The 818-nt window shown below is 64.4% G+C and carries 1 protein-coding gene and 1 pseudogene; both read left to right on the top strand.

Annotation, left to right across the window (positions count from 1 at the left end):
- Positions 1 to 313: hypothetical protein (locus BRAS3809_RS37100; protein WP_210161107.1), on the top strand; the 313-nt coding region annotated here is incomplete at its 5' end.
- 86 nt (positions 314 to 399) lie between these two features.
- Positions 400 to 818: pseudogene (locus tag BRAS3809_RS20130) on the top strand (cell wall hydrolase); the annotation flags it as partial.

The following is an 818-nucleotide window of genomic DNA, read 5'->3' as shown; positions in this document are numbered from 1 at the left end:
GCTCAGCACGCGCTCGCCCATCAACGCGAAGGTTTACATCGACGAAGACGTCCCGCCTCGACGCGTCGTCAGCATCATCTCGGCCGATGCTGCCGTCCGCCGTTCCACGTCCGAGTGTTCCACCTACGAACATCTCGCAACGACGATCCGCATTCATCTGCGCTCCAACACTCATTCACCGCGCTCGTTGACCCGGTGTTCACCACTCTTCTGCGCGCGCCGTTTACCACGCATCTCGATCGCGCCGCGCGATGCAACTTCGCCGCTTGCATGTTTCGATCGTGCAACGCCGGTTAACTCCTCGGCAACCTAAACCCGATACGAACATGACAGATCGAATTGCACGGAAGCACTGTCGTTCGGTCGCGTGAGTAGCGTAGCGTTGCGTTGAGCGTACCGATGTTAGTTCTGCGTCCAGGTCCGAAGGGCGCGCGTATTGCGTCCTTCGGCCTCGGTCTCTGCGTCTTCGCTCTGATGCCGACAGAGACCGGGTATCAAGACATCGCTTCACGGCTCGCCCGCCAGCCGGGCGTCGCCGAGCGCTGGCAGAAGCGCGTGTCCTCGGCGGCCGCGTCCGTCCAGCTCGCCACCTACAGTTTCGGCCTTCCGATCGGCACCTCGGCGCCGCAGGGCATCCGGCTCGCGAGCCTGAGCGAGCGCGACCTCGACATCACCGGCAGCACGACGCCGCGCAATCCCGCGCTGCAGGTTCCGCCGCGCTATCGACCTTCCGATTTTCCGACCGTCGATCGCACCTTGAAGGGCGATCGCCTCGTGGTCCGTCCCGCCGCGCCGCCAGAGCCTCCGACGGAAGCGGC

It is taken from the genome of Bradyrhizobium sp. STM 3809, from assembly GCF_000239795.1.
Lineage (GTDB): Bacteria > Pseudomonadota > Alphaproteobacteria > Rhizobiales > Xanthobacteraceae > Bradyrhizobium.
Note: the sequence above shows the minus strand (reverse complement) of the source record. Positions and strands in the feature narration are given on the sequence as shown.